The organism is Arthrobacter sp. SPT-J7 (genome assembly GCF_059089965.1).
Genome location: NZ_JBNHFF010000339.1, coordinates 1 through 2,535, shown reverse-complemented (window position 1 = coordinate 2,535; position 2,535 = coordinate 1). Strand labels below are relative to the sequence as shown.

Annotated in this window: 2 protein-coding genes; one reads left to right on the top strand and one right to left on the bottom strand. The window is 61.7% G+C overall.

Features of this window, described 5'->3' with window-relative positions; translation table 11 throughout:
• On the bottom strand, nucleotides 1-1,530 hold a 1,530-nt coding region (locus AC5RWX_RS32340; protein ID WP_494100264.1), incomplete at its 3' end, for an FGGY family carbohydrate kinase.
• Between the two features lie 140 nt (nucleotides 1,531-1,670).
• Here AC5RWX_RS32340 and AC5RWX_RS32335 point away from each other — a divergent pair.
• On the top strand, nucleotides 1,671-2,535 hold an 865-nt coding region (locus AC5RWX_RS32335), incomplete at its 3' end, for an alcohol dehydrogenase catalytic domain-containing protein (protein WP_494100263.1).

The window sequence follows — 2,535 nt, the reverse complement described above, 5'->3', positions numbered from 1 at the left end:
CTGCAGCTTGTCCCATACAGGCATCATCAGCGAGCGGATATCACGGTAAACAGCGAAAAACTCATCGTATATTGCTGTCTTTGCCCGGTCCGGCTCATACTCGCGCACGATGTTGACGGTAGCGTCCACGCCGTCCTCGTAGCTGCCATAGAGCCCCAGTCCAACACCTGCCACGATCGCGGCACCCTTCGCGCCAAACTCGGTACCGGCGGGAACGATGATCTTGCGCCCCAGCACGTCGGCGAAAATCTGGCACCACACGGCGCTGTTCGCTCCGCCCCCCGCCATCCGGACAGTGTCCACCTTCGTGGGGATCGAGTCGAGGCAGTCGCGGATGCCGTACGCAACCCCTTCGTAAACGGCACGCAGCATGTCGAACCGGTCGTGGTCTCCGGTGATTCCACTGAAGGAACCCCGGGCACTGGGCCGGACGAAGGGGGCACGTTCGCCACCGGGGGCGAGGTACCCGTGATAGATGATGCCCCTCGAACCCACGGGGGTGGCCTGCACCTTCTGGTCGAGGTAGGCGAAAAGCGCTCCGTCGGTTGGTGACACTGCTTCTGCCTCGGCCCGAAATGTAGCTCCAAACTCGCGCAGGAACCAGTCCAGATTGGGAGTGCAGAAGTTCATGCCCATCGCGCGGATCCAGGTGTCAGGGCCATGCGGGATAACCCAGCCTACGTCCTTGGGTTCAAAACTGGCAGCAAGGTCATCCGTGCAGACAGTAACGATCCCTGCGGTGCCGATGACTGCCATGCAGTCCCCTGGCCGTACCACTCCAACGCCCAGGGAGGAGCCGGTAATGTCCATTTGCCCCTTGTAGACAGGGGTGCCTTCCTTGAGTCCCGTGACTCCCGCCGCGGCCTTTGTGACTTCCCCCGAGAGCTCCGTGGGTTTCTTGAGGTCAGGCAGTACGTCGCTTATGCCGTCTATTCCCCAGATCCTGTTGACATCCTCCGACCAGGTTCCGTTTGTGACGTCGATGCCCGAGAGGCTCGCATCGGATGCGTCGGTGGACATATCGCCTGTGAGGTTGTATTCAATCCAGTCCTTGCACCACAGGTTTTTTGCTCCCTGCAGGAGCTCCTGCTGGTTTTCGGAGCGCCATCTGAGGATTGCTGATGTCGTGCCGGCGTAGGGGCCCGTTCCCGAGATCTCAAACTGCTTGGACACCTCCCCGTCCTCGTACCACTGGTCGATGATGTCGCCGGCACGTCCGTCAGACCAGAGGATGGCAGGGCCTTTTGGCTGGCCCGTTTCGGCATCGATCAGCCAACTGCCGTCGCCCTGGCCGGTTACCGATACCGCAGCAATGTCTTCGGGGCGGATCCCGGACCCGGTGAGGGCATCGCGGATGGCGTCAGCTGCGGCCACCCAGACTTCCTGCATATCCTCCTCAGCCAAGTGTGGCTGGGGGTTGGTGATTGGGACGTTGCGTGCGCCCCTGTTGAGCTCATTGCCTTTGAGGTCGAAGATCGCGGCCTTGAGCACGGAAGTGCCGGCATCTACTCCCAAAATGTACTGACCCATGTGATGTAGTCCTCTCCTTTGAGGGGTGCATCCTTGTGCGGCGGGGCGCCGTCGCGGTGCACTTATATAGACAGGTATATCCCATTAGGAGGACAGATGGTAGAACTTGTATAGAAATGTCTATACGAATTCGGGAGGGCATGTTGAGAGCACTGGTGAAGTATGAAGCCGGACCAGGCGGAGTGGAGGTCCGGGACGTTCCCCCTCCAACGCTCAGCCCGGGGCATGTCCTGATCAACGTGGCCCACGTTGCTGTCTGCGGCACTGACCGGCTGGCCGTGGAAGGCACGCATGATTTCCACACCGTCCGCACCCTTGGACATGAAGCGTCCGGAACCATCGCCGCCATTGGAGACGGCGTGGGGCGCAACGACTTGCACGTTGGAGCCCGAGTTACGGTGGAAACCGACGCCTACCTGTGCATGCGATGCGAATACTGCCGCAAGGAGGAGTACAACCGCTGCCCCCGGCGCCTCGGAATCGGAACAACGACAGATGGCGCCTTGGCTGACCAGCTGGTGATGCCTGAGCGCGCCGTACATGTGCTGCCTCCCAACGTCAGCTTGCTCGAAGGCGCGCTGACCGAACCCCTGGCGATCGCAGTCCACGCGGTCATTGAACAAAGCCCTTCGCTGGCGGGCCAGGTCGTCGTCGTCATCGGCCCTGGCGCAATTGGCCAGCTATGCGCCCAGGTGGCCCACGCCGCAGGCGCCACAGTAATCCTCGTCGGACGAAGCAGGCATGCCCGCGCCCTCGAAGCCGCCGCCGCCCGCAGCATCCCGTACGTTGTTGATGCTGAAACCCAGGATCTTGCAACTGTGGTGGATAAACTGACGTCCGGCCTTGGCGCCCACTCCATTTTCGAGTGCAGCGGGGCTCCGGGCGTTGTGGAATCGTCCCTTCCCCTATTGCGCCGCGGCGGCCGGCTGGTGCTCGTGGCGTTCTTCCGCGAGGCCCCGCACATCGACGCCGAGCTCGTTATCAACCGCGAACTTGAAATTGTGG